This window comes from Streptomyces sp. NPDC054796 (genome assembly GCF_053611545.1).
Window position 1 is genome coordinate 1 of record NZ_JBSHAO010000087.1, and the last position, 25101, is coordinate 25101.

At 70.3% G+C, this 25101-nt stretch carries 26 protein-coding genes and 1 pseudogene; 7 read left to right on the forward strand and 20 right to left on the reverse strand.

All coding sequences use genetic code 11. The features are described 5' to 3' along the window. Positions 1-121: 121 nt before the first annotated feature. Complete coding sequence (locus ACWGJ2_RS37690; RefSeq protein WP_453350901.1) at positions 122-499, reverse strand: VOC family protein; 378 nt, start codon at positions 497-499, stop codon at positions 122-124. 74 nt (positions 500-573) lie between these two features. Here ACWGJ2_RS37690 and ACWGJ2_RS37695 point away from each other — a divergent pair, with 74 nt between their 5' ends. Further along, positions 574-1116 carry a CGNR zinc finger domain-containing protein gene (locus ACWGJ2_RS37695; protein ID WP_453350902.1) on the forward strand — a complete coding sequence of 181 codons (543 nt, stop codon included), beginning with the start codon at positions 574-576 and terminating at the stop codon, positions 1114-1116. Between the two features lie 794 nt (positions 1117-1910). On the opposite strand, the gene ACWGJ2_RS37700 is transcribed toward ACWGJ2_RS37695, so the two are convergent. Beyond that, positions 1911-3254 (reverse strand): UDP-glucose dehydrogenase family protein, encoded by a 1344-nt coding sequence (locus ACWGJ2_RS37700; protein ID WP_453350903.1) that lies wholly within the window; start codon positions 3252-3254, stop codon positions 1911-1913. Positions 3255-3490: 236 nt separating this feature from the next. Here ACWGJ2_RS37700 and ACWGJ2_RS37705 point away from each other — a divergent pair, with 236 nt between their 5' ends. Further along, positions 3491-4612 carry an acyl-CoA dehydrogenase family protein gene (locus tag ACWGJ2_RS37705; RefSeq protein ID WP_453350926.1) on the forward strand — a complete coding sequence of 374 codons (1122 nt, stop codon included), beginning with the start codon at positions 3491-3493 and terminating at the stop codon, positions 4610-4612. On the opposite strand, the gene ACWGJ2_RS37710 is transcribed toward ACWGJ2_RS37705, so the two are convergent. The 9 genes and pseudogenes from ACWGJ2_RS37710 to ACWGJ2_RS37750 all read right to left on the reverse strand — a co-directional run bounded on the left by ACWGJ2_RS37710 (position 4590) and on the right by ACWGJ2_RS37750 (position 12207). After that, complete coding sequence (locus ACWGJ2_RS37710) at positions 4590-5060, reverse strand: DUF6879 family protein (protein ID WP_453350904.1); 471 nt, start codon at positions 5058-5060, stop codon at positions 4590-4592. The two genes, ACWGJ2_RS37705 and ACWGJ2_RS37710, sit on opposite strands and share 23 nt — an antisense overlap. After that, positions 5044-5721 carry a class I SAM-dependent methyltransferase gene (locus ACWGJ2_RS37715; protein ID WP_453350905.1) on the reverse strand — a complete coding sequence of 226 codons (678 nt, stop codon included), beginning with the start codon at positions 5719-5721 and terminating at the stop codon, positions 5044-5046. Before ACWGJ2_RS37715 ends, ACWGJ2_RS37710 begins: the two co-directional genes overlap by 17 nt. A gap of 60 nt (positions 5722-5781) precedes the next feature. After that, on the reverse strand, positions 5782-6240 hold the full coding sequence (locus ACWGJ2_RS37720) for a glycine-rich domain-containing protein (protein WP_453350906.1): 459 nt from the start codon (positions 6238-6240) through the stop codon (positions 5782-5784). 195 nt (positions 6241-6435) lie between these two features. Next, the gene (locus ACWGJ2_RS37725) at positions 6436-7284 is read right to left on the reverse strand and encodes a helix-turn-helix domain-containing protein (protein ID WP_453350907.1); all 849 of its coding nucleotides are present in this window, start codon (positions 7282-7284) and stop codon (positions 6436-6438) included. 24 nt (positions 7285-7308) lie between these two features. Then, positions 7309-7830 (reverse strand): DUF6879 family protein, encoded by a 522-nt coding sequence (locus ACWGJ2_RS37730; protein ID WP_453350908.1) that lies wholly within the window; start codon positions 7828-7830, stop codon positions 7309-7311. Next, positions 7748-8044, reverse strand: coding sequence for a hypothetical protein (locus ACWGJ2_RS37735; RefSeq protein WP_453350909.1), 297 nt, complete (start codon positions 8042-8044; stop codon positions 7748-7750). The genes ACWGJ2_RS37730 and ACWGJ2_RS37735 overlap by 83 nt, the downstream gene beginning before the upstream one ends. 123 nt (positions 8045-8167) lie before the next feature. Further along, positions 8168-8482, reverse strand: a pseudogene (locus ACWGJ2_RS37740) (DUF6879 family protein); the annotation flags it as partial. A 355-nt stretch (positions 8483-8837) separates the two neighbouring features. Continuing rightward, positions 8838-10340 carry a peptide MFS transporter gene (locus tag ACWGJ2_RS37745; protein ID WP_453350910.1) on the reverse strand — a complete coding sequence of 501 codons (1503 nt, stop codon included), beginning with the start codon at positions 10338-10340 and terminating at the stop codon, positions 8838-8840. A gap of 349 nt (positions 10341-10689) precedes the next feature. Further along, on the reverse strand, positions 10690-12207 hold the full coding sequence (locus ACWGJ2_RS37750; RefSeq protein ID WP_453350911.1) for a peptide MFS transporter: 1518 nt from the start codon (positions 12205-12207) through the stop codon (positions 10690-10692). A 348-nt stretch (positions 12208-12555) separates the two neighbouring features. Here ACWGJ2_RS37750 and ACWGJ2_RS37755 point away from each other — a divergent pair, with 348 nt between their 5' ends. Both ACWGJ2_RS37755 and ACWGJ2_RS37760 read left to right on the forward strand, forming a co-directional pair. Beyond that, positions 12556-13236: a response regulator transcription factor gene (locus ACWGJ2_RS37755; protein WP_453350912.1), complete on the forward strand. Its 681-nt coding sequence runs from the start codon at positions 12556-12558 to the stop codon at positions 13234-13236. Between the two features lie 6 nt (positions 13237-13242). Further along, positions 13243-14511 (forward strand): ATP-binding protein, encoded by a 1269-nt coding sequence (locus ACWGJ2_RS37760; protein ID WP_453350913.1) that lies wholly within the window; start codon positions 13243-13245, stop codon positions 14509-14511. Here the strand turns inward: ACWGJ2_RS37760 and ACWGJ2_RS37765 are convergent. From ACWGJ2_RS37765 to ACWGJ2_RS37805, 9 genes are all read right to left on the reverse strand, one after another. Further along, a complete protein-coding gene (locus ACWGJ2_RS37765) occupies positions 14440-15057 on the reverse strand; it encodes a GtrA family protein (RefSeq protein WP_453350914.1) in 618 nt (205 codons plus the stop codon). The genes ACWGJ2_RS37760 and ACWGJ2_RS37765 overlap by 72 nt on opposite strands. Positions 15058-15162: 105 nt before the next feature. Further along, on the reverse strand, positions 15163-15564 hold the full coding sequence (locus tag ACWGJ2_RS37770) for a hypothetical protein (protein ID WP_453350915.1): 402 nt from the start codon (positions 15562-15564) through the stop codon (positions 15163-15165). A 35-nt stretch (positions 15565-15599) separates the two neighbouring features. Beyond that, a complete protein-coding gene (locus tag ACWGJ2_RS37775; protein WP_453350916.1) occupies positions 15600-16037 on the reverse strand; it encodes a protease inhibitor I42 family protein in 438 nt (145 codons plus the stop codon). Between the two features lie 85 nt (positions 16038-16122). Further along, entirely contained in the window at positions 16123-17679 is a 1557-nt protein-coding gene (locus ACWGJ2_RS37780) for a peptidoglycan-binding protein (protein WP_453350917.1), read from the reverse strand. Next, positions 17676-18107 carry a hypothetical protein gene (locus tag ACWGJ2_RS37785; protein ID WP_453350918.1) on the reverse strand — a complete coding sequence of 144 codons (432 nt, stop codon included), beginning with the start codon at positions 18105-18107 and terminating at the stop codon, positions 17676-17678. The genes ACWGJ2_RS37780 and ACWGJ2_RS37785 overlap by 4 nt, the downstream gene beginning before the upstream one ends. 134 nt (positions 18108-18241) lie before the next feature. Then, positions 18242-18664 carry a hypothetical protein gene (locus ACWGJ2_RS37790; RefSeq protein WP_453350919.1) on the reverse strand — a complete coding sequence of 141 codons (423 nt, stop codon included), beginning with the start codon at positions 18662-18664 and terminating at the stop codon, positions 18242-18244. Between the two features lie 7 nt (positions 18665-18671). Next, positions 18672-19253 (reverse strand): protease inhibitor I42 family protein, encoded by a 582-nt coding sequence (locus tag ACWGJ2_RS37795; RefSeq protein ID WP_453350920.1) that lies wholly within the window; start codon positions 19251-19253, stop codon positions 18672-18674. A gap of 42 nt (positions 19254-19295) precedes the next feature. Further along, complete coding sequence (locus ACWGJ2_RS37800; RefSeq protein WP_453350921.1) at positions 19296-20846, reverse strand: peptidoglycan-binding protein; 1551 nt, start codon at positions 20844-20846, stop codon at positions 19296-19298. Next, positions 20843-21235: a hypothetical protein gene (locus tag ACWGJ2_RS37805; protein ID WP_453350922.1), complete on the reverse strand. Its 393-nt coding sequence runs from the start codon at positions 21233-21235 to the stop codon at positions 20843-20845. The genes ACWGJ2_RS37800 and ACWGJ2_RS37805 overlap by 4 nt, the downstream gene beginning before the upstream one ends. 157 nt (positions 21236-21392) lie before the next feature. Here ACWGJ2_RS37805 and ACWGJ2_RS37810 point away from each other — a divergent pair, with 157 nt between their 5' ends. Genes ACWGJ2_RS37810 through ACWGJ2_RS37820 form a run of 3 tightly spaced genes read left to right on the forward strand, consistent with a single transcriptional unit; the run spans position 21393 to position 24297 of the window. Then, positions 21393-22571, forward strand: coding sequence for a 5-(carboxyamino)imidazole ribonucleotide synthase (locus ACWGJ2_RS37810; RefSeq protein WP_453350923.1), 1179 nt, complete (start codon positions 21393-21395; stop codon positions 22569-22571). Further along, the gene (purE, locus tag ACWGJ2_RS37815) at positions 22568-23098 is read left to right on the forward strand and encodes a 5-(carboxyamino)imidazole ribonucleotide mutase (RefSeq protein ID WP_453350924.1); all 531 of its coding nucleotides are present in this window, start codon (positions 22568-22570) and stop codon (positions 23096-23098) included. Before ACWGJ2_RS37810 ends, purE begins: the two co-directional genes overlap by 4 nt. Continuing rightward, on the forward strand, positions 23098-24297 hold the full coding sequence (locus ACWGJ2_RS37820; RefSeq protein WP_453350925.1) for a dipeptidase: 1200 nt from the start codon (positions 23098-23100) through the stop codon (positions 24295-24297). Before purE ends, ACWGJ2_RS37820 begins: the two co-directional genes overlap by 1 nt. The last annotated feature ends 804 nt before the right edge of the window (positions 24298-25101 follow it).

The following is a 25101-nucleotide window of genomic DNA, read 5'->3' on the forward strand; positions in this document are numbered from 1 at the left end:
GGTTTGGGTTTTGGGGCCCCGCGCCCGCCCGGCCCCCCCCCCCCCCGGGCGGGCCCCCGCGCTGTCCGGGCCGAGCACTGTCCGGGCCCTGTGCTGTCCCCTGAGCCGTGCCCGAACCCTGTCAGCGGGCGCAGAAGCAGAAGGGGTGCCCGACGGGGTCGAGGTAGACGCGGAAGTTCCGCTTGCCGTCGTCGTCGCCCTGCGCCAGCACCGCACCGAGCGCGAGCACCTCGCGCTCGGCCTCGTCCATCTTCTCTCTGGGCACGTCCAGATCCAGGTGGAGCTGCTGCGCGTGCTCCAGGCTGGGCCACTGCGGCGGTACGTAGCCCGGCGACTCCTGGAAGGCCAGCCGCCGCCCCTCGGGGCTCGCGACCTCGACCCAGTCGTCCTCGCTCTCGCTCGGGTCGACCTTCCAGCCGAGCACCGCGGCGTAGAACTCCGCGAGCCGCTGAGGGTCCGGACAGTCCAGGACGACGACACCCATCGTGGCGATAGCCATGGTTACCCCTTGAAGCTCGTTACTGGTAACGCTTCGGTTACCCCATGATGGCGTCCTACCAGTAACCTGGCAAGGTGACGGACAGGACAGCGCCCGCCTCACTCGTCCTGGTGCAGGAACTGGTGAACACCCTCGACGTGGAGACCGGCGAGGACGCGCTCGCGGCGCCGGACGGCCTCGGCAGGTTCGCCCGCCGCCACGGCCTGACGGACCTCGCCCTCACCGGGGGCGACCTGCCCGCGGTCACCGAGCTGAGGGAGGGGCTGCGGAGCGCGTGCGTGGCGCACACGGGCGCTCCGATGGACTCCGGGGCGGCGCGGGTGCTGGAGCGGCGCCTCGGGGCTGCGCCGCTCGTGCTCGGGCTCGACGGGGCCGGTGCGGCGGCCTTGCGGCCCGCCGAGGGGCTTCTCGGGGTCGACGGGCTCGCCGCGCGCGTCGCGGCGGGGATCGCGGCGGCGGACGCGGGCGGCCAGTGGCAGCGGCTCAAGGCGTGCGAGGCCGAGGACTGCCTGTGGGTCTTCTACGACCGCAGCCCGGCGGGGCGTGGCCGCTGGTGCACCATGGCAGTCTGCGGCAGCCGCGCCAAAATGCGCGCCTATCGGTCCCGGCGCCCCTGACCCTGTCGGGGGGTGTTGCGCGGGACGGTTGCCCTCTCAGGTGGGTGCCGTAGGGTCCCGCGCTGATTTTTGTGCCGCTTCACGGGGTGCGGCGTTTTTCGGGTGCGGGCCGGTGGCTTCGGCGCGGCGTGTGGTTGCGGTGCGTTCGCGGCTGGCGCCGCGTGGTTCTTGGCTTGTGCCGGTGGCCGTGTGGGGTTGCTGTGTGGTGGGGGTCGGTGCCGTGGTGGGGTGTCTCCTCGGCGTGAAGGTCTCGTGTTCAGCTTTCCGCCGGTGACTTTCTCGACCTGCGGGGACACCCCACCACGTCCCCTCCCACCCGGTGGCCAACCTCCAGCCGGTGACCCCTCCGCTTGCCCCCACGCTGTGCACCGGTGCCGTACCGGAGGAGCTCCGCCCCTGCCGGGGAAGCCGACGGCGACGGCTCCCCCACTGTTGTGGGCAATCGTCCCGCAGGGCGAGGGGGCACCTCCCAGCGGTAGCTGGGGGAGGGTGGGCACAACCCGTGCCACCGGGCCGCAGCACGCGAACGAAGCCCCAAAGGGGCACCCAGGGATGCACCCGCCGGGCGACGGCTCACCACACTGTTGTGGGCAAGCGTTCCGCATGGCGGAACGGGTGGGCACAACCCACCCACCGGCCCGCGCCCGCGTGACGAAACCCCAAAGGGGCACCCACAGAGCGCACCCCCTGCGAGAAACGGGCAGCCGTGAAGGCTTCACCCCGCACCCCGTGAAGGGGTGCAGCCCAGTGAAGGGCCGACCCTTCGTTTCATTCCGCGCCCCGCGAAGGGGGCGTCAGGCTGTGGGGCGGCCCAGGGCGCGGAAGGTCCAGCCGGACTTGCGCCACAGCGCGGGGTCCAGCGTGTTGCGCCCGTCCAGGACGTGCCGCGTCGCCACCGCCTCCCCCAGCTCGGCGGGGTCCAGATCCTTGAACTCGCGCCACTCCGTGAGGTGCAGCACGACGTCGGCCCCCCGCACCGCCCCGATCGCACTGTCCGCGTACCCCAGCGTGGGAAAGATCGCCCGCGCGTTCTCCAGCCCCTTGGGGTCGTAGACCGTGACCTGCGCCCCCTGGAGGTGGAGCTGGCCCGCGACGTTGAGCGCGGGCGAGTCGCGGACGTCGTCGGAGTCGGGCTTGAACGTCGCACCCAGTACCCCGACCCGCTTGCCCAGCAGGCTGCCGCCGACCGCCTCGCGCGTCAGCTCGACCATCTGGGCGCGCCGCCGCATGTTGATGGAGTCCACCTCGCGCAGGAAGCTGAGCGCCTCGGAGGCGCCCAGTTCGCCCGCGCGGGCCATGAAGGCGCGGATGTCCTTGGGGAGGCAGCCGCCGCCGAAGCCGATGCCCGCGCGCAGGAACTTCTTGCCGATGCGGTCGTCGTGGCCGATCGCCTCGGCCAGCTTGACGACGTCGCCGTCGGCGGCCTCGCAGACCTCGGCCATCGCGTTGATGAAGGAGATCTTGGTGGCCAGGAAGGAGTTCGCCGAGGTCTTCACCAGTTCGGCGGTCGGGAAGTCCGTGACGATGAAGGGCGAGCCCTCGGCCACGGGGGTGGCGTAGACCTCGCGCAGGAGCTGTTCGGCGCGCTCGCTGCGGACGCCGACGACGAGGCGGTCGGGGTGCAGCGTGTCCTGGACGGCGAAGCCCTCACGGAGGAACTCGGGGTTCCAGGCGAGTTCCGCCTCCTCGCCCGCCGGGGCCAGCTCGGCGAGGCGCGCGGCGAGCCGGTCCGCGCTGCCGACGGGGACCGTCGACTTGCCGACGACCAGCGCGGGGCGCGTCAGGTGCGGGGCCAGGGACTCGACGGCCGCGTCGACGTAGGACATGTCACAGGCGTACTCGCCGTGCTTCTGCGGGGTGTTGACGCAGATGAAGTGGACGTCGCCGAACTCGCCGACCTCGGCGTAGGAGGTGGTGAAGCGCAGCCGTCCGCTGGCGCCCTCGTGCCCGGCGACGTGTTTGCGCAACAGCTCGCCGAGCCCCGGCTCGTACATCGGGGCCTCGCCCCGCTCCAGGGTCGCGATCTTCTCCGGGGAGATGTCGAGACCCAGCACGTCGAAGCCCAGTTCGGCCATGGCGGCGGCGTGGGTGGCGCCGAGGTATCCGGTGCCAATCACGGTGATCTTGGGCGAGGCCATCTGTGCTCCTGTAGCTGCGGGCAGAACGCTGCCCGCGAGCATAACCGGGGCCCCGCCGTGACCGCCCGCCGCGCTGTCGTGAAGCTCACGTATCCCGGTTCCCTCGGCTCCCTCTAGAATTGGGTTACTTAACGGTAATTAGCAGAGCCGCTCTCAGAGGAGTGAAAACCTTGGCGCCCTCGGACAACAGCGCAGCAGCCGACTTCGACCTCTACCGGTTGCCCGAGGAGCACGAGATGCTCCGGGACTCGGTGCGCTCGCTCGCGGAGGCGAAGATCGCGCCGTTCGCCGCCGAGGTGGACGAGGAGGGCCGGTTCCCGCAGGAGGCGCTCGACGCGCTCACCGCGAACGACCTGCACTCGGTCCACGTGCCCGAGGCGTACGGCGGCGCCGGGGCCGACGCGCTCGCGACCGTCATCGTCATCGAGGAGGTCGCCCGGGTCTGCGCGTCCTCGTCGCTGATCCCGGCCGTCAACAAGCTGGGCTCGCTGCCGGTCGTGCTGTCCGGCTCGGAGGAGCTGAAGAAGAAGTACCTGGGCCCGCTCGCCAGGGGCGAGGGCATGTTCTCGTACTGCCTGAGCGAGCCCGACGCGGGCTCGGACGCGGGCGGCATGAAGACCAAGGCCGTACGCGACGGCGACTTCTGGGTGCTCAACGGCGTGAAGCGCTGGATCACCAACGCGGGCGTCTCGGACTACTACACGGTGATGGCCGTGACCGATCCCGAGAAGCGCACCAAGGGCATCAGCGCCTTCGTGGTCGAGAAGGCCGACGAGGGCGTCTCCTTCGGCGCCCCCGAGAAGAAGCTGGGCATCAAGGGCTCCCCCACCCGCGAGGTCTACCTCGACAACGTGCGCATCCCCGCCGACCGCATGATCGGCGCGGAGGGCACCGGCTTCGCCACGGCGATGCAGACCCTCGACCACACCCGCATCACCATCGCGGCCCAGGCGCTGGGCATCGCCCAGGGCGCGCTGGACTACGCCAAGGGCTACGTCCAGGAGCGCAAGCAGTTCGGCAAGCCGATCGGCGACTTCCAGGGCGTGCAGTTCATGCTCGCCGACATGGCGATGAAGCTGGAGGCCGCGCGTCAGCTCACGTACGCGGCGGCGGCGAAGTCCGAGCGGGTGTCCGCCGGGGGCGGCAAGGAGGACCTGACGTTCTTCGGCGCCGCGGCCAAGTGCTACGCGTCCGACGCCGCCATGGAGATCACCACCGACGCGGTCCAGCTCCTCGGCGGCTACGGCTACACCCGTGACTACCCCGTCGAGCGCATGATGCGCGACGCGAAGATCACCCAGATCTACGAGGGCACGAACCAGGTCCAGCGCATCGTCATGGCCCGCAATCTCCCGTAACGCCCCCTCTCTCCCTCTTCCTCGACGCAGCCCCCGGCACGACGGCCCCGACGCCGCCCTGCCGGGGGCTGTTGTCATGTGCGGGGACTTGTTTGTCCGGGAGGTCAGGCGGCAGGCCATAGTCCTCCCGCGTCACGTCCAGGATTCGGATGTCCTCACCGGCCCCGATGTTTCCGGGGATGCCCCACGCGAACTGATACCGCTGATAGTCGGTGAGCGGCCGGCGCACGACACGGACACGGACGACGCGCCTGCCGGAGGCGACGTACTCGCGTACCCGCTCGTGCCAGCGGGCATTGTGGTCGGCGGGCTTCTTCTCGCCGCGCAAGAAGCGGGCGACGTTCTCCTGCTCCTTCGGCATGGTGTACGTGGGCTGCGCCTCGAAGCGCCACGCCTCGTACTCGAAGGCGTCGAAGAACCGACGCCATTCCTCACCGTCCACGAGCACGGACCAGGAGCGTGCCAACGCGGCGGGGGCTCTGGACAGGAGCCGGGAGCACCGTGGCGGTTACGTCGTCAAAGCCGTGTTTCTTGAGCATCCTGGTCCAGGCCCCAGGCGCGTAGTCCCACCGCTTCACGACAGCGGGGTCCTCCTCGGCCCCGCGAGGAATGTACGACGCCTGGCATCCGTAGCAGCCTTCGACCGGAGGCCGCTGCGAGAAGGCGAACATGCCGCCGGGCTTGAGGCGCGCGCGCACGAGTGGAAGCAGGAGGTCGGGGTCCGTGAACCAGATGGCACCGAACACGCTGTAGACCGCGTCGAAGACCGTGGACGTCTCCGCCAGGCAGGCTTGTGCGTCCCCCTGCCGCAGCTCCATCCCGTCCGCGTCCGGCCAGCGTTCGCGGGCCTTGTCGAGTTGCTTGCCCGAGAGGTCGATCCCGACGGCCTTCATGCCGAGGGCTGCGAGGTGAGCCGCGTTCCCGCCGCTGCCACAGCCGAGGTCGAGCACACGGTCCCCGGGCTCCAGCGCCAGCACTTCCGTTCCGGGGCCATGGTCTGTGTACTGGGTCCAGTTGAACCACGTGCTCTCGCCCCTGGCATTGGTCCGTCGTCGCTGGGGTTTTGTCCGCGAGTACGTGTCCCATGCGGCGCTGCGGGCGTCCGTCACTACCTGTCCGTTCTCCTTCGCGGTGGCCGCCCGTCAGCGGGCGGCCGAGGCGTTAGTGGACTACTTGTTCACGGGGCTGTCGCTACAGCCCGCGTAGCTCTGAGTGCAGTCGGCGGAACCTTCGGCGGGCCAGAAATCGGGATCTGTCTCGTAACCGGCGACACGGAGGAGGTCGCGAGTATTGGCCATCGCGGCCCGGCCCTTGGCGGGGTCGTGCCCACCGCGGTCCGGGACGTGGTGGACGAAGGGGGCACCGAGCGCCTGGCAGAAATCCGCGTAGGGTTTGGTGTGCAGCACGAAAGCGTGCCAGAAGAGGTCCACCCGGAGACTCGGGGCCATCTTGCCGGTGGTGTGTGCGGCGGTGGCGAGGAAGGCCACCATCTGGTCGACGCCGCGCCGGCCGAGATCATCGGTGAGCTCGGGCCAGTAATCCTTGCGGACGACCTCGATCAGATCTGCTCGCAGTTCCGGACTGATCAGACTCAGGACACCGGTGGGGCCCTGGTAGGTGATCGTCACATTTCTGCCCTCCTTGTCAGACGGTACGTGGACGAAGGGCACACGCGCTCCCGGCATCCGGGACAGCTTCGCCGGAGCCGCGGCGCACGCGGCTCCGAAAGTCCCGGATGTCGGCCGCGCTATGGCTTCGTCACAAAGGACGGTAGAAGGAACGAAAACGGGACTGCCACGAAGTTGCACGTTGTTGCAGGCCAATTACCCCAGCGCGTCGATGGCCTTCCTGATCAGAAAGCGGGCACGGGGCCCGTACACGGCCATTTCCGCGAGTCGCGTGAACGCGCGCAGGTAGATCTCCACCTCGGTCGGTGTGGTCACCGTCACCTTCGCGGCCAGCAGCTCCACATGGACCCGCCTGTCGTCGAACACCGTGAACGTCTCAAGGCCCCACATACCTCGCGGCATTGACCGGGGAATGATCCCGAGCGACACCGCGGGGTACGACATGGCTGTCAGCAGACGTCGGAGCTGACCCGCCATAACGGCGTCGTCGCCAATGAGGTGGGTCAGTACGTCTTCCTCCACGAGCAGGACGGCGCGGTGCGATCCGTCACGGATGATGTGCGAGCGGTTCGCCCGAACTGCCGCTGCTTCATCGATGTCGTCGGGAAGATTCCGGAAATTCGCGATCAAGGACAGGAGGGCTCGTGCGTAGTCCTCGGTCTGGAGAAGCCCGGGCATGACGCGGGAGCAATAGGCACGGAACAGCTTCGTACGCTCATAGAGCGGCAGGCTGGCTTCTTGGAGTCTGCGCAGGCCGGTGCGCTGTACCCGGCGCCACTCGACGTACATCGAGTTCGCCGAGCGCGAGGCCGCGATCAGGTCAGCCGTCCGGTCCTCGGCGCCGCAGGCCGCACACCAGGCCCGGACGTCGGTGTCGGAGGGGGCGGTCTTCGCGGCCTCAATGCGGGAGGTCTTGGCCTTGTTCCAGCCACACCGGTGAGCCAGTTCCTGCATTGTCAGGCCGGCATCCAGCCGAAGGTCCTTCAACCGTCCGGCGACCGATTCGCGGGCGGCCTGGGCACTGGAGGACGGTGAGAACGGCATGACCTGCTGACGGGGTCGTGGGAATCAGATCCGGTAATCCTCGTGCGGGACGCCGCGTTCCCACGCAGCTTCGAACGACGCGGCGAACAGTTTCAGGACGGCCTGGTCGGTGGAGAACTCGTCCTCTACGAGGGAGCCGTCTCCGGAGAAGTGGTGGATCCGGGCCAGCCGGTCGTCGAACAGCCAGAAGTCGTTGCACGGGAGCGCCAGGTCCGAGGCAAGCCGCCTGGGCACCCACCGGACCCGCTCACCGGCGGTGAGGTTAGCTCGCGTCATGTAGTGCTCCCAGCGGATGTACGCGGACACCGGCTCGCTGACGACGCGCGCCCGGCGGACCGCCACCCCGCGCTCGACTGTTCCGGCGATCTGGTCGTGGAAGGGCCGCCACCAGGACGAGCGGTCGTCCCAGTCGATCCGGGCTCCCCGCCGCCATGCGGCGAACCGCTCGTTGTCGCCGTAGTCGTCACGTGTCTCCAGGTGGACCGCCGAGCGGACCGTGTCCCGAAGGCACTCGGCGAAGCTCGGCTGCTGAGCGTTCTGCGGCATCGCATGCCTTCCTGATCTGCTCGATCATCCGTGCCGGGAGGCGAATAACGGCCTCCGTGTCCGGGACGGGGCCGAAGGTGAGGCACTGCTCCTCGGTCGCCCGGTCCGTCTTCCAGCCCTGGAGAACAAGATCGGCGGATTCATCGTCCACCCAGACCGTCGGGCAGTGGTCCTCGTCGGTCTCAGGGTCCTTGCCGAAGAACAGGAGAGACATGGCTACCTCTTCCTCGCCGAGCCTGCTGCTACTGGTCGCACGACCTTCGCGGCACGCTGCTGGAGCCGTCAAGAGGGCATGCCACTCGCAGCGCCCGCAGTGCGGCTCCAAGCTGTGCCCTGTTCACGCCCCGTACTTGGCCCACCATTCGGTAAACGGTTCGGCGTGCGCGAGCGCCGCGTCATGGAACCTGGTGAATTCAGTCGCCTGTTCTGGCCCCAGCACCTTCGAGCCGAGGTACTTACCGGCCTCGTCGTAGTTCATCACAGCCACGAGTTCGGAGTCGAAGCACCAGAAGTCCGGGACGCTCTCCAGCGGATTGAGCTTGTCGGTGATGTCGAAGATGAAGAACTCTTCGCCCCCGGCCATATTCTTCCGGTAGCCCCACCCCAGTTCGAAGCGAAGATACTCCGTGAGCGGGCGCGACAGAATGTGCACCAGGAGGGTGCCGCGCTCTGTCGCGTAGACCGTCGGGCAGTCCTTGATGACGCACGTACTGACCAGCTTGGTGACCTTCATGGCCCGGGTTCCTTCTCCCCTACCGCTGCCAGCGCCCCGCATCCGCGTTGATGCTCCCGAGGACGGGGCGCGTGGGTCAAGCGATCACGGTTGACGGAAGAGGAAACCGCGTGGGCGGCCCCGAGTCTGCTGGTCTGCCGCCCTGTCGGTGGCGGCGTGTCCAGCGGATGTACTCGGACGGGACCGTCGCGACGGCATGCGAAAGGGGCGGCCCCCGTCCCCAGGTGCCGCCCCCTCCCCGGGGGCTCCGCTGTGCGGGCCCCCACCGGAGTGCCTACTTCACGCTGCCCAGCAGCGGCCTGATCTTCTGGCGCGAGGCCAGGAAGACCAGGCCCGCGAGGGCCGCGATGATGCCCTGGACCGCGAAGCCCGTCGTGCCGCTGGCCGCGTCGCCGATGACGAGCTGGACGATCGCGAAGACGCAGTCGCCCGCGGTCACCGCGAGGAACCAGACGCCCATGAGCTGGCTCGCGTACTTCGCGGGCGCCAGCTTCGTCGTCACCGACAGCCCCACGGGCGAGAGGCACAGCTCGCCGATGGTCTGGATGAGGTAGACGACGATCAGCCACAGCGGGGTCACCTTGGCGTCGCCCGAGGCCGCGGCCATGGCGAGCATCATCACGCCGAAGGAGACGCCGATGCCGATGAGGCCGATCGAGAACTTCGTGGTGGTCGACGGGTTGCGGCTGCCCAGCTTGACCCACAGCGCCGCCAGCACGGGGGCCAGGATCATCACCCACAGCGGGTTGACGGACTGGAACCAGCTCGTCGGGAAGGTGATGCCGAACAGGTCGGTCGAGGTGCTGTTCTCCGCGAAGAGGGTCAGCGTCGAGCCGGACTGGTCGAAGATCATCCAGAAGATCGCGGCGGCCACGAAGAACCAGATGTAGCCGGTGAGCTTCTTCTTCTCCTCGCCCGTGACCTCCTTGTCCCGGCGCATGCGGGCGAAGTAGTACGTCGGCAGGACCAGGCCCGCGATGCTCAGCGGCCACAGCACCCAGTTGATGGTGAACGCGTCCGCGAGCACGACGCCCGCGTAGAACACGGCCAGGACCAGCGCCCCGACGAGGGTGTTGCGGACGGCCTTGACGCGCTCGGGGCGCGACAGCGGGTTCGGGACGACGCTGGACTCGGCCGCCAGGTGCCGGGTGCCCAGGAGGAACTGGACGAGGCCCAGCGCCATGCCCAGGGCCGCCAGGCCGAAGCCCAGGTGCCAGTTGACCTTCTGACCCGCCCAGCCGATGAGCAGCGGGGCCGCGAAGCCGCCGATGTTGATGCCCATGTAGAAGACGGTGAAGCCGCCGTCGCGGCGCGGGTCGTTCGGGCCCTGGTAGAGGTGGCCGACCATCGTGGAGATGTTGGCCTTCAGCAGGCCCGAGCCGACGCCGATGAAGACGAGGCCCACGAAGAACAGGGCGTCCACGCCGACGGCCAGCAGGGCGTGGCCGATCATGATGATGAAGGCCGAGATGGCGACGGTCTTGCGGGGGCCCCAGACGCGGTCGCCGAGCCAGCCGCCGGGCATCGACATCAGGTACACGGTGGCGTTGTAGACGGAGTAGAGGGCGACGGCGGTGGCCGTCGCCATCCCCATGCCCCCGTCCACGGCGGCGGCCGTCAGGTAGAGCACGAGCAGGGCGCGCATGCCGTAGAAGCTGAAGCGCTCCCACATCTCGGTCATGAAGAGGGTGGCGAGACCCCGGGGGTGCCCGAAGAAGGTCTTGCCGTCGGCCGCGGGTATGCCCTGCGGCGCGTCCTTGGTGAAGGTGGACGCCATGGTGGTTCCTTGCTCTGAGGAGTGGCCGGCACCGGCGCGGCGCGGCACGCCGCACACCGGGATCCACGCCCTGCGCGCTTCGTCGCGCGGCAGGACCCGGCCGCCAGGTCATTGACTGGGATTCGGGGTGTTGTCGTCCGGCACCGTCGGCGCCGTGCGACGACGCCTCGGGGGCACTGTGCGACGCCATCCGGCCATAAGCGGCCCTTGGCGTACGTCAGCGAACGAAAAGCCCCGCTTTATAGCGTACGTGAAAGTCGAACTATTCATTCCGCTTGTCTGCCACGGCCCCGGACACGAACCGGCGCCACCGGGGCGAACCCCGGTGGCGCCGTAGAACCGGATTCCGCTACTTCACCTCGGACATGTTCTCGGTGATCTTCTTGCGGTACATGAAGACCGCGCAGCCCGCGATCACCGCGAGGGCCGCCTCCAGCGCGACGACACCCGTACCGCTGAGGTCGGCGCCGCCGATGGCGAGCATGCCCGTGACGCAGTCGCCCGCGGTCACCGCGAGGAACCAGACGCCCATGAGCTGGCTCGCGTACTTCGCGGGCGCCAGCTTCGTCGTCACCGACAACCCCACGGGCGAGAGGCACAGCTCCGCGATGGTGTGCATCAGGAAGATCAGCACCAGCCACAGCGGGCTGACCTTGGTGTCCCCGGTGGCCATGCTCATCGGGATGGTGAAGACGAAGAAGGAGAGGCCGATGACGACGAGCGCGAAGGAGAACTTCACCGTCGTGCTCGGCTCCTTGCCGCGCCGGTTCAGCGCCAGCCACAGGGCGGCGAAGACCGGGGCGATGAGGATGATGAAGAGCGGGTTGATCGACTGGAACCAGGTCGACGGGAAGTTCCAGCCCAGGATCGACGTGGAGGTCTTGCCGTCGCCGAACGCCTGCACGGTGGAGGCGCCCTGGTCGAAGATCATCCAGAAGACGGCAGCGGCGACGAAGAACCAGATGTAGCCGGTCATCCGGCCCTGCTCGGTCGCCGTCAGATCCTTGTCGCGCTTGATGCGCAGCAGCATCCCGGCCGGGAGCAGCAGCCCCAGCAGCGTCAGCGGGATCATCGCCCAGTTGAGGGTGAAGTGCCCGGTGCCGACGACGACGGCGTAGAAGACCACCGCGACGGCCAGCCAGATCAGCCCCTTGCGCACCACCGCCGTGCGCTCCTGCGCGCTCAGCGGGACCGGGACCGTGCTGCTCCTGGGGTCCAGGTTTCGGGAGCCGAACAGGAACTGGACCAGGCCCAGCGCCATGCCGACGGCCGCCAGCGAGAAGCCGAGGTGCCAGTTGACGGTCTGGCCGACGGTGCCGATGACGAAGGGCGCGATGAAGGCGCCGAGGTTGATCGACATGTAGAAGACGGTGAAGCCACCGTCGCGGCGCGGGTCGTCGGGGCCGTTGTAGAGGTGGCCGACCATCGTGGAGATGTTGGCCTTCAGCAGCCCCGAGCCGGTCGCGACGAGCGCGAGGCCCACGAAGAACATCGCCTGGCCGGGGACGGCGAGCGCGAGGTGGCCGCACATGATGATGCCCGCGGCGATGGCCACGGTCTTGCGCGGACCCCATACCCGGTCACCGAACCAGCCGCCGGGGAGGGCCAGCAGGTAGACCATGGCGTTGTAGACGGAGTAGATCGCCGTCGCGGTGGCCAGATCCATGGCCAGTCCGCCGCCCTGGGAGCCGGAACCGGCGTCCGGGCCTCCGGAGATCAGGTAGACCACGAGCAGGGCACGCATGCCGTAGAAGCTGAAGCGCTCCCACATCTCGGTCATGAAAAGGGTGGCCAGACCTCGTGGGTGGCCGAAGAAGGTCTTGCCGCCGGTGTTGCCGGCCGCGCCCTTCGTCAGACTGGACGCCATGTGGGGGTTCCTTGCCGGTCGGGACGTTGTGTGCCCGTACATGCGGCACATACGGGACACGGCACGCCCTGTGTGGGAGGTGGCGACCGACGGTCACTGACCGACGGATCACACAGAAAAGGACCCCGAGCGGGCTTGGCGTGGCCCAAGGATCCTTGACGGTCACTGCAAAAGCGCCCTCACCATACGTCACACGCTCCCGCGCGACGGAAGGCATTGCGACACAGATCACAGGTGAAAAGCGAAACCACACAACCCTTTCCAAGGTGACGTGTCCACGTCCCCAAAGATCGACTCGGGTGGGCGGGGAGCGCCCTCACGCTCGGCGACGAGGACTACCATCGGGCCATGACCCGAGTACTGCTAGCCGAGGATGACGCGTCGATCTCGGAGCCGCTCGCCCGCGCTCTGCGCCGCGAGGGCTATGAGGTCGAGGTGCGGGAGGACGGACCCACCGCACTCGACGCCGGGCTGCGGGAGGGAATCGATCTGGTCGTGCTGGACCTCGGCCTCCCGGGCATGGACGGCCTTGAGGTCTGCCGCAGGCTGCGGAACGAGGGCCATGCCTTCCCCGTCCTGGTCCTCACGGCGCGCGCCGACGAGGTGGACACCGTCGTCGGGCTCGACGCCGGTGCGGACGACTACGTCACCAAGCCCTTCCGTCTCGCCGAACTCCTCGCCCGGGTGCGCGCCCTGCTGCGGCGCGGCGTCACGGCCGAGCCCGCTCAGCAGCCCGCGACGCACGGCGTGCGCATCGACGTCGAGTCGCACCGCGCGTGGATGGGCGACGAGGAGTTGCAGCTCACCGCGAAGGAGTTCGACCTGCTGCGGGTGCTGGTGCGCGACGCGGGCCGGGTCGTCACCCGCGACCAGCTCATGCGCGAGGTCTGGGACACCACCTGGTGGTCCTCGACGAAGACGCTCGACATGCACATCTCCTGGCTGCGCAAGAAGCTGGGCGACGACGCGGCCAACCCCCGCTACATCGCCACGGTGCGCGGCGTGGGCTTCCGCTTCGAGAAGAGCTAGCGCTCCGTGCGACGCCGGCTCATCCAGTCCACCCTCGCGGTGGTGCTCGTCGTGGTGGCCGTCTTCGGCATCTCCCTGGTCATCGTCGAGTCGCGGACCATCGAGGAGAGCGCCAGGGAGAGCGTGCGCTCCGAGGCGTCGAGGCTGGTCTCCGTGGTGGAGACGCGGCTCGTCGCCGGGGAGAAGGTGACCCCCGAGACGATGGGCACCACCGTCTCGGGCAACCGCTACGTGCGCATCGAGGTCCCCGGCAAGCGGACCGTCGAGCTGGGCGCGAAGCCCGACGACGATGTCATCGAGGCGTCCCAGAGCGGCGGGCACGGCGAGACCGTGACCGTGCAGCAGGAGCGCGGCACGGTGCGGGCCGAGGTCGGGCGCACCCTCCTGATCATCTTCGCGGTGGCGCTGCTGGCCGTCGCGGCGGCGGCGATCCTGGCCGTACGCCAGTCGCACCGCGTCGCGGCCCCGCTCACCGACCTCGCCGAGACCGCCGAGCGGCTCGGCTCGGGCGACCCGCGCCCCCGGCACCGCCGCTACGGGGTGCCGGAGCTGGACCGGGTCGCCGATGTGCTGGACGCGAGCGCGGACCGCATCGGGCGGATGCTGACGGCGGAGCGGCGGCTGGCGGCCGACGCCTCGCACCAGTTGCGCACGCCCCTCACCGCGCTCTCGATGCGGCTCGAAGAGATCATCGCGACGGCCGACACCGACGACCCGGAGGACCGGGCCACGGTCAAGGAGGAGGCCACCATCGCGCTCGCGCAGGTGGAGCGGCTGACGGACGTGGTCCAGCGGCTGCTCACCAACTCCCGCGATCCGCGCTCGGGCTCGGCCGTCAGCTTCGACCTGGACGAGGTCGTCAAGCAGCAGATCGAGGAGTGGAAGCCCGCCTACCGCAGCGCGGGGCGCGCCATAGTGCGCTCGGGCAAGACGGGGCTGCGGGCCGTGGGCACGCCGGGCGCGGTGGCGCAGGTGCTGGCGACGCTGATCGAGAACGCGCTGATGCACGGCGCGGGCACGGTGGCGCTGCGCACACGGGTGACGGGCAATCAGGTCGTGGTGGAGGTGACCGACGAGGGTCCCGGCGTCGATCCCGACCTCGGCTCGCGGGTCTTCGAACGGACGGTGAGCGGGCGCAACTCGACGGGGCTCGGGCTCGCCGTCGCGCGTGATCTGGCCGAGGCGGACGGCGGGCGGCTCGAACTACTTCAGCAGTACCCGCCGGTTTTCGCGCTTTTCCTTGGCCGAGAGGCCACGTCGGACCCGGCCGCCTGACCGCGCGCCCACCCGCGTCGCACCGTCCGGGGGGACGGTTTCGGCCCCGGCGCCCGCTTCCGCTTCCGTGCCCGTGTCCCTGTCCGCGTCCCCGTCCGTGCGCGCCAGCCGCTCGGCGTCCCTGAACACCCAGGTGCGGTAGGACCAGAAGCGGAAGACGGTGCCGATGCCGAGGCCGACGACGTTCTTGGCGATGTTGTCGGCGAGCGTGGACGTGAAGCCGAACCCGTAGTGCGAGAGGGCGAGGATGCCGTTCTCCAGGACGAGGCCGATGCCGCTGAACAGGAAGAACAGCGAGGTCTCGCGGTGCACCCTGCTCTTGTCGATGTGGCGGTACGTCCAGTAGCGGTTGCCCAGGTAGTTGGTGCCGATGGCCACCACCTGGGAGATCACACCGGACCGCACCGGGGCCAACTGGAAGCTGTGCATGCACAGATTGAAGACGGCCACGTTCACGAGGAAGCCGACCGCGCCCACGGCTCCGAACTTGGCCAGTTCCCGGGCAAGACGTCCTACCCGTGAGCGCAGGGAACGCCGTTCACCCATAGTGGTCGCTCAGCCCCGTTTCCGGTCGGTGTGGTCGCTCCTCATGCTAACCAGCGACCCTGTGACGCGGTGCGGCGATCGGTGCTTCGGTTGTCGGGCGGGGTTTCAGCCGGGGCTGCGGGTGCCCTGTCGCAGGGCCAGCACGGAGGCGACGGCGTGCAGCCAGCGGGCCGTGTCCTCTGCGGTGTCCACGCTGCCGTCCTTCGTCACCGCCGCCACCGTCGAGAGCCACTCCTTCGCGAGGCGCGCGGGCGCGCCGCCCGGCAGTGGCTCGGGCAGGTCCGCGGCGGACCGGACTCCGGCGCTCCGCACCAGGTCGCCCAGGAAGTGCACGGAGCGCGGCAGCACGCCCAGTTCCTCCGCGTGCAGCGCGCCGGCCACGGCGCCGTCACCGAAGAGGGCGGCGCGGTGCGCGCCGCCCAGCGTCAGCCCGTAGCGCAGCATCATCGGGACGTCGAGGGCGCGCAGCTCCTCGTCGGTCATACCGGCGGGGGTGCCGTCGTTCATGGGGTCCTCAATCCTGCCCACTCGGTCCTGCCCACTCAATCCTGCACGGTCACGTCGAAGGTGACGGTGGTCGCCTCGGGGCTGCCGGTGTTCTCGCCGGGCATCCCGCACTGGCGGCAGTAGAGCAGCTTGAGCGTGGTCCGGCCCGCCGCCTTCGCCCGGAAGTCCAGGGTCAGCTCGCCACCGCTGCCGTCGAGCACCGGCTCATCGGTCTCGAAGCCGCTCCCGACCCTGGTGACCACCCGCTCGTCGGGTCCGGGCTCCTCGAACCGCCAGCGGTAGCCGGTGCTCCGGTTCTCCTCCAGCCGGACGGAGAACGTCTCTCCGGCCGACACCTCGATGGCGGTGTCGTCCGCCTCGTACACCTTCGGGCCGAACAGTGCGCCGTAGAGCAGCCAGCCGCCGACGAGCACCGCCGCGACCGCCGCCGCGACCAGGGTCACGAGCAGCGGCCGGGTACGTTTACTGGCCATGGGTCCTTCCTCGGGTACGGGGCCTGGGGGGCACGGAAGCCTCGGGTACGGAGGCGTACGGCCGGGCGAGAGGGAGGCGGACGCGTCAGTCGCCCTCGGGGATGAAGACCTCGTACGCCTCGGGCAGGCTGTCGTCGGACGCGCCACCCATGCGGTTGTTGACGAAGTCCTCCTCGCTGACCCAGCTCGTGGTGCCCCAGGGGTTGTAGATCTGGAGCTTGTCGCCCTCCTGGCCGATGATCATCATCTGATGGCCGCCGTCGCCCGTGACCCCGACGGGCACGGGCTTGCCCGCGTTCACGTTCTCCTCGATGTCGGGGAGCAGCTCGCGCCGGTCGTCCGCGTTCTCCATCTCGTGCCGCTTGTACTCGCCCCCGACGGCCGGGGAGATCTCCTGGTTGGCGACCTTCTGCTGCTCGTCGTCGTCCATGCCGTCCGTGCCCCAGAAGCCGTTCCAGCCGTCCCGCTCGTCGTAGACGCGGTTCTGCTCGTCCTCAAGGCGCTCGGCGAACTTCTCGGGGTTGTCGTAGGCGGGGTCGCCCGGGTGGCCGCCCGTGGTGATCTCCAGCGCGAACATGGGGTCGCTCTGCGCGCGGGCCGTGACGGTGGAGAGGGCCACGCAGGTCGGGCCCGTCTGCTCCCACATCTTCGCCTCGTCGCCGTAGCCGAACCAGACGCCGCTCTTGTCCCCGTACTTCTTTGACTGGTCGGAGGCGTTGACGATCGGCGTCAGGTGCTGCTGGAGCCACTGGGTGTCGGCGCCGTAGGGGTGGATCTTGTTGCGGAAGTCGGTGACCTCTTCGAGGCTGCGCCCACTGGCCAGCGCCTTCATCAGATAAGCGCGCTCCTCCGGAGACTTGGCGCTGTCCAGGAGGGTGCGGAACTTGCGTTCGTCCTCCGGGTTCATCTTGTCCATGTACTCGGCGGAGCGGCGCAGGTCGTTCGCGGTGAGGATCTCGTTGTCCTCGCGGTCGCCGCCCGCCGCGGCGGCCGCGGCCAGGGTGATGCGGTCGGCGTCGCTGAGGTCCCCGGTGCTGAGCTTGCCCGCGCGGGCCTCGCTGGCCATCTTGTTCAGCTCGCGGGCCGCGCGGCGGCCCGCGCTCTCGGCCGTGCACGCCGCGGAGTACATGCCCTGCACCCCGTCGCGCAGCGCCGTCCTGGCCTTCTCCAGCTCCTCGCGCTCGCAGTCCCCCGGGTCGTCGCCGAGGATCTCCTTGGCCCGGTGCAGGGAGGGCCGGGCCCTGCCGTGCGCGCTCTGCGCGTCGCGGATGCCCTCCGCCAGGAGGGACAGCTCCTTGCCCGCGTGCGCGAACTTCTCCGACATCTGGTCCGCCGTGTACGCGCAGGCCGAGGTGACCTCCACCGCCTTGGAGCCCGCCTTGCCGACCCACGTCTCCGGAAGGCCCGCGTTGCCGACGCGGTTCACGTCGCCGTGGACGGTGCCGGTCCTGACCGCGGCGCGGTTGTACGCCTTGGACTTGCCGTCGATGTGGCCGGGGTCGCCGTCGGGCTCGGAGACCCCGAGGGCCTCCGACACCTTCTGGGCGAGCAGGACCCCGGCCAGCCCCGGGAGGAAGAGGGTCATGCCATCGATGTCGTCGAGCATGTCCTTGAGCCGCTGCTTCGGTGTGTCGTCGCTCATCGGGGCGCGCTGCTCCCCTGCTCGGGCCCGGTCTGCGTCAGGCTCTCCTTCGCCTTCGACTCGGAGTCCCGCTGGTCGAACAGGCCGCTGGATATCGAGTCGAGGCCGCGGCCCGTGTCGTGGTCGTTGCCGTCGTTGAGCTTCACGCCGTCGCCGATCTTGCCGTGCAGTTCGCGCAGGGCGCCCGCGAGGGTGTGGCACTCCAGGTTCCACGCGGTGGAGAAGGAGTTGAACGCGGCGGTCGCGCCGTAGTCCCCGAAGCGGTCGGGGCCGAAGATGTTCATGACCGAGCCGATGCCGAGGAAGCCTCCGTCGCCCTCCAGCGACTTCCTGACCTCGTCCAGGTCCTTGGCCGCCTCGTCGAGGACGCTGCCCTGGGTCAGGGTCTCGCCCTTCTTGAGCCCCAGGTGCCCACTGCCGCCTGTCACGCGCGTACTCCCCCGCTCCGGATTCACCAGGTCCGCGTCAAACAGGCGTGATCATAGCGGCCTGCGGTGGACGCGGTGCGCGCGAGTTGTGGGGATGCGCGGGGGGTGGCTGCGGGTTCTACGGGCTCTACCGGCTAGGTTCCCGTCGCCGTGCCGGGCCGCGTTCCCGTCGCCGTGCCCGGAGCCGCCGAACGGCGCAGCTCCAGCAGCGCTGCCGCCGCCTCCAGCCAGCGCGCGACGCTCTCCTCACCGTCCAGGTCACCGTCCTTGAGTACGGAGACGGCCGTCCCCAGCCACTCCTTCGCGGGCCCCGCGGCCTCGCCGGGCAGCGGTTCCGGCAGGCCGGCTGCGGGCCGCAGCCCGTCCCTGCGGACGACCTCGCCCAGGAAGGACAGCGCGCGCGGCAGCACGCCCAGCTCCTCCGCCTGGAGCGCGGCGGCCACCGCGCCGTCGCCGAAGAGCGCGGTGCGGTGCGCGCCGCCCAGCGTCAGCCCGTAGCGCAGCGTCATCGGGACGTCGAGGGCGCGCAGCTCCTCGTCGGTCATGGCCTCGGGCACGGGACGCTCACTTCCGGACGGTGATGTGGAAGGTGACGGTCTTCTCGGGGTGGTCCTCGTCGACCTTCTCGTAGTCGGTGCCGCACCGGAAACAGTGCCGCAGCTTCACCTGGGTGCGGCCCTCGGCGACGGCGCGGTGGTCGAGGTAGAGCGTGCCGGGCGCGCCCATCCGCTCCGTGTCGGCCATCACGTCGCGCTCGCCGATGGGCCGCACGACGGCGCTGTCGGGCTCCGGGTCGTCCAGCACCCAGTCGTAGCCCGCCGACGGGTTGGCCGGCAGCCTCAGCGCGAACGTCTCGCCCGGCGCGACCTCGACGTCCGTGTGCTTGCGGTCGAAGACCTGGTCGGGTGTCGCGGACGGGGTGGGCGCGGCGGAAGCGGTGGCGGAGCTGGAGATGGACGGGGAACCGGAGACAGAGAAGGAAACGGAACCGGAGGGCCGGGGCTCGTCGCCGCCCTGGGCGCCCGCGCAGCCGGAGAGGGCCAGTGTGAGCAGGAGGGCACCGGTGACGGCGTTCCGGGGGCCCCTGGCGTTCCGGGGGCTCCGGGCTCGTGGGCGTGAGCGTGGGCACGTGCTGCGGCGGTGCATGGTCTGCTGGCTCTCCTGCTGTCCTGGCGGCGGCCGTCCGGCCTACTGCGGGATCCGGATGTCGGTGGGCGTCGGGTAGTCCTCCGAGGAGGCGCCGCTCATGGTGCCGTTGACGAAGTCCTCCTCGCTGACCCAGGTGGTGAAGCCCCAGGGGTTGTAGATCTGGAGCTTGTCCCCCTCCTGGCCGATGATCATCATCTGGTGGCCGAAGGCGGTGCCCTCGCGGGCGCCGAAGGCCACGGGCCTGCCGCTGTTGACCGAGTCCCTGATCTCCGGGAGGGCGTCCTCGCGCTTCGCCACGCTGTCCACGGAGACCTGCTCGTAGTCGGCGCCCGTGTGCCGCCCGATCTCGTCGTCGGCGACCTGCTCGCTCTCCTCGCCCGACATGCCCTCCTTCTTGCCCTCCCGCGTGTCGTAGACCCGGGTCTCCTCGTCGCGCAGCCGCTCCTCGAACGCCTCGGGGCTGTCGTACTCGGGGTCGCCGGGGCGCCCGCCCGTGGTCAGCTCCAGCGCGTACAGCGGGTCGGACTGGGCGTGCATCGTCACCGTCGAGAGGGCCACACAGGTGTTGCCCTCCTGCTCCCAGACCTGCCCGCCGAAGGCCACCTCGTGGCTCTGATCGCCGTACCTCCGCTCGTCGTCGGACCTGTTGACGATGGGCGTCAGATGCTGCTGGAGCCAGGCCGGGTCGTCGCCGTACGGGCGGATACTGGCGCTGAAGTCCTGGATCTCCTCGAGGCTGTACCCGGCGGCCAGCGCCTTCATCAGATAGGCACGCTCCTGCGGGGACTTCGAGCCGTCGAGCAGCTTGTCGTAGGCCGCGCGGTCCTCCGCGCTCATCCGGTCCAGGAACATGCCGGAGCGCTGGAGGTCGGTGGTGCTCAGGATCTCGTTCTCGTCGGGGTCGCCGCCGTGCGCCCCGGCGTCGGCGAGGACGACGCGGTCGGCGTCGGACAGGTGACGGGAGTCGAGCTGTCCCGCGCGGGCCTCCGAGGTGAGCTTGTCCAGCTCGCGCTCGGCCCGCTCGCCCGCCGCCTCGGCCGCCTCGACGCCCGACTCCAGCGAGCCGAGACCGCCGCGCGCGATGGAGCGCGCCTTGACCGCGTACGGGCCCGGCACCATCAGCACGTTGTCGCCGAGCTGGGCCCGCGCGTCGTGCAGCGCGTCCATGCCGTGCGAGTGCCTGCTCTGCGCCTGCGCGATGCCCTGGGCCAGCAGGCTCAGCTCCGTCGCCGCCTTGCCGAACTTCTCCGCCATCTGCTCGGCGTTGCGCCCGGCCGCCTTGGTGACCTCGCTCGCCTTGGAACCCGCCTCGCCGACCCACGTCGAGGGCAGGCCCGCCTTGGCGACGGCCTCCACGTCGGCCCGCACCTCGTCGGCGTGCCGCGCCGCCCTGGCGTAGGACCGGGCCTTGTCCTCGATGGTGTCCGGCGAGCCCTCGGGCGCGGGGAAGCCCAGTGCCTCGTCGATGATGCCCGCCAGCTCGGCGTTCTCGGGCGAGATCCCCCAGCTCTCCTCCTTGAGGGAGAGGGCGTCCAGGGCCTCGCGCAGCTTCTTGATGTCGCCCTTGCGGGACCTGCCGAGAGAAGTCACCGGCCCTCACCCCGGCCGCGCTCCCCGCCGCCCGGGGTGTCGATGCCGCGCATCCGGCCGCCCGCGCCCTTGTCGGTGCCGTTCGTCGTGGCGACGCCGTCACCGATCTTGGCGTGTATCTCGCGGAGGGCTCCGGCGAGCGCGTCGATCTCCTCGTTCCAGGCCCGCGCGAAGGGCGGGAAGGCGCGCTGTCCGCCGTACTCGCCGTAGGTGTCGTCGCCGAAGAGGCTGTCCACGAAGGAGGGGAACCCCAGGTCGGGGCCGACTCCCTTGCCCAGCGACTTCCCCATCGCGTCCAGGTCCCTGGCCGCGTTCCGCAGCCGGTCGCCCTGGCTGAGCGTGCCCTGGCCGTCCAGGCCGAGGCGGCCCGGTCCCTGTCCCTCTCCCATGCCCGTCCCCCGAAACCGTGATCCGCCGAAACCGCGACCCGTCGAAACCGTGACCCGTGACGTGGTGACGTGCTCAGCAGGTCCGCGTCAAGCAGCCGTGAGCATAGCGACTCGTGGTGGACGAAGGACGGGGAAGGTGTGCCGATACCCTGGGTACGTGACGTTCCCGGTAGTCGGCATGGTCGGCGGCGGTCAGCTCGCCCGTATGACCCACGAGGCGGGCATCCCGCTCGGCATCAAGTTCAAACTCCTCTCGGACACCCCGCAGGACTCGGCCGCGCAGGTCGTGGGTGACGTGATCGTCGGTGATTACCGCGATCTCGACACCCTGCGGAGCTTCGCGCGGGGCTGCGACGTGATCACCTTCGATCACGAGCACGTCCCGACGGAGCATCTGCGCGCCCTGGAGGCGGACGGCATCCCCGTGCGCCCGGGGCCCGACGCGCTCGTGCACGCCCAGGACAAGGGCGTGATGCGGGAGCGGCTCACCGCGATCGGTGTGCCGTGCCCGCGGCACCGCATCGTGCGCGATCCCGCTGACGTGGCGGCGTTCGCCGCCGAAGGGGCCCCGGACGGCTCGGGCGACGGCGCGGGCGGCTCGGGCGACGGCTTCCCCGTCGTCCTCAAGACCGTCCGCGGCGGCTACGACGGCAAGGGCGTGTGGGTCGTACGGTCGGCTGCGGAGGCCGCCGAGCCGTTCAAGGCCGGGGTGCCCGTCCTCGCGGAGGAGAAGGTCGACTTCGCGCGGGAGCTGGCCGCCAACGTCGTCCGCTCGCCGCACGGCCAGGCCGTCGCCTACCCCGTCGTCGAGTCGATCCAGGTCGACGGCGTCTGCGACACCGTCATCGCCCCCGCACCCGGGCTGGACGAGAACGCCGCCGTGCGCGCGCAGGAGCTGGCGCTGACCGTCGCGCACGAGCTGGGCGTCGTCGGCCACCTCGCCGTCGAGCTGTTCGAGACCAAGGACGGCCGCGTCCTCGTCAACGAGCTGGCCATGCGCCCCCACAACTCCGGGCACTGGACCCAGGACGGCGCGGTGACCTCGCAGTTCGCCAACCACGTGCGCGCCGTGCTGGACCTCCCCCTCGGCGACCCGCGCCCCCGCGCCCCGTGGACCGTCATGGCGAACGTCCTCGGCGGCGACTACCCCGACATGTACGCGGCGTACCTCCACTGCATGGCCCGCGACCCCCAGCTCAAGATCCACATGTACGGCAAGGACGTGAAGCCCGGCCGCAAGGTCGGGCACGTCAACACCTACGGCGACGACCTGGCCGACGTGCGCGAGCGCGCCGCCCACGCCGCCGGCTACCTGCGAGGGACCATCACCGAATGACTGCGAACGCCGTTGTCGGCATCGTCATGGGCTCGGACTCCGACTGGCCCGTGATGGAGGCCGCGGCGAAGGCACTCGACGAGTTCGAGGTGCCCTACGAGGTCGACGTCGTCTCCGCGCACCGCATGCCGCGCGAGATGGTCGCGTACGGCGAGCAGGCCGCGGGCCGCGGCCTCAAGGCGGTCATCGCGGGCGCGGGCGGCGCGGCACACCTGCCCGGCATGCTCGCCTCCGTGACGACGCTGCCGGTGATCGGCGTCCCGGTGCCGCTGAAGTACCTCGACGGGCTGGACTCGCTGCTGTCCATCGTCCAGATGCCGGGCGGCGTGCCCGTCGCGACGGTCTCCGTCGGCGGCGCGCGCAACGCGGGCCTGCTGGCCGTACGGATGCTCGCGGCGCACGACGAGGCGCTGCGCGAGCGGATGGCCCGCTTCCAGGAGGAGCTGAACGCGGAGGCCACCGAGAAGGGCAAGCGGCTGCGCGGCAAGGTGTCGGGCGAGACCGGATTCGGCTTCGGGAGCCTGTGATGAGCGATACGTCGGAGCACACCGGGCTGCTGGAGCGGGCGCGCGAGCTGCTCGCCGCGCACCCCGTGGTGGACGGGCACAACGACCTGCCGTGGGCGCTGCGCGAGCAGGTCTCCTACGACCTCGCGCGGCGCGACATCGCCGCCGACCAGTCGGCGCACCTGCACACCGATCTGCCGCGGCTGCGCGCGGGCGGCGTCGGCGGCCAGTTCTGGTCGGTGTACGTGCGCACCGACCTCACCGGGGACAGCGCCGTCAGCGCCTGCCTGGAACAGATCGACGTGGTGCGGCAACTGGCCGCGCGCTACCCCGACGACCTGCGGCTGGCCTTCACCGCCGACGACATGGAGACGGCGCGCGCCGAGGGCCGCATCGCCTCCCTCATGGGCGCCGAGGGCGGCCACAGCATCAACAACTCGCTGGCCACGCTGCGCGCCCTGCACCAGCTCGGTGTGCGCTACATGACGCTCACGCACAACGACACCATCGACTGGGCGGACTCCGCCACGGACGAGCCCCGGCACGACGGCCTCTCCCCCTTCGGCGAGGAGGTCGTCCGCGAGATGAACCGCGTCGGCATGCTCGTCGACCTCTCGCACGTGGCCGCGACGACGATGCGGGACGCGTTGCGGGTGTCCGAGGCGCCGGTTCTCTTCTCGCACTCCTCGGCGCGGGCGGTCTGCGACCATCCGCGCAACATTCCGGACGACGTCCTGGAGGCGCTGCGCGGCAACGGGGGCGTGGCGATGGCCACGTTCGTGCCGAAGTTCGTGCTGCCCGAGGCGATCGAGTGGACGCTGGCCGCGGACGAGAACATGCGCGCGCACGGGCTGCACCCCCTCGACACGAGCGAGGAGGCGATGCGCGTGCACCGCGCGTTCGAGGAGGCGCACCCGCGGCCCGTCGCGACGGCGGCGACGGTCGCCGACCACCTGGACCACATGCGCGAAGTCGCGGGCGTGGACCACATCGGCATCGGCGGCGACTTCGACGGCACGGCGTTCACCCCGTCCGGCCTCGACGACGTCGCGGGCTACCCGAACCTGATCGCCGAACTCCTGGGCCGCGGCTGGTCCGAGACGGACCTCGCGAAGCTGACGTGGGAGAACGCGGTGCGGGTGCTTCGTGATGCGGAGTCCGCGTCACGGGGCCTGTCGGCGACGAGGAGCCCGTCGATCGCCACCCTCGGGGAGGCGTAGCGGGTCCCCTTCGCGGGGCGCGGAAGGAAACGGGGGGTTGCCGGTTCGTCGGGGGTGTTGCGCGGGACGGTTGGCCTGTGAGGTGGGCACCGTAGGGTCCCGCGCTGATTTTTGCGCCGCGTCACGGGGCGCGGCGTTTTCGGGTGCGGGCCGGTGGCTTCGGCGCGGCGTATGGACCGGTGCGTCGCGGCTTGCGCCGCGTGATTCTTGGCTTGCGCCGGTGGTTATGGGGTGCCTGGGTGGTGGGGGTCGGCGCCGCGCCGGGGTGTCTCCTCGGCGTGAAGGTCTCGTGTTCGGCTTTCCGCCGGTGACTTTCTCGACCTGCGGGGACACCCCACCACGTCCCCTCCCACCCGGTGGCCAACCACCGGCCGGTACCCCCTCCGCTTGTCCCCACGCTGTGGATCGGTGCCGTACCGGAGGGGCTCCGCCCCTGTCGGGGAAGCCGACGGCGACGGCTCCCCCACTGTTGTGGGCAATCGTCCCGCAGGGCGAGGGGGCACCTCCCAGCGGTAGCTGGGGGAGGGTGGGCACAACCCGTGCCACCGGGCCGCAGCACGCGAACGAACCCCCAAAAGGGGCACCCGGCTACGCACCCCCGGCAGGGGGTGTTGCGCGGGACGGTCGGCCCGTGGAGTGGGGACCGTAGGTCCCGCGCTGAGAGCGTGCCGCAGCACGCCATGGAACCGGCCCCCGGCCGACCCGGAGCGGAGGTGGGCCACCGGCGGGACGGGGACGCGGTGGGGTGTCCCCGCAGGTCGAGACGAACGACGGCAGAAAGCCGAAAACGAAAGCTTCACGCCG